The organism is Bradyrhizobium sp. Ses1 (assembly GCF_059512365.1).
Map to the genome: position 1 here is coordinate 1 of NZ_JCAMOQ010000245.1, position 311 is coordinate 311.

General features: G+C 65.9%; 1 protein-coding gene. It reads right to left on the reverse strand.

Translation table 11 applies throughout. The features are described 5' to 3' along the window. The coding region (locus tag AC5ZG5_RS46550; protein WP_496165614.1) for a tyrosine-type recombinase/integrase at window positions 1-311 on the reverse strand (311 nt) is incomplete at both ends.

The window sequence follows — 311 nt, forward strand, 5'->3', positions numbered from 1 at the left end:
TTACGGTCCTTGCCGCCCTTGCCCTGCTCGACGCGGATGATCATGCGCTTGCTGTCGATGTCGGCGACCTTGAGCGAAACCACCTCGGCAGCGCGCAGGCCGGCGCCATAGGCCACGCTCAGCGCCGCCTTGTACTTCAGCCCCGGCGCGGCAGCGAGCAGCCGCGCCACCTCCTCGACGCTGAGCACCACCGGCAGCCTGCGCGGCTCGTGAACGACATGGGTGTGCTCGACAATCTCGTGGCGCTTCAGCGTGACCTTGAAAAAGAACCGCAGGGTCGAGACGGTCTGATTGATGGTCGGCACGCCAAC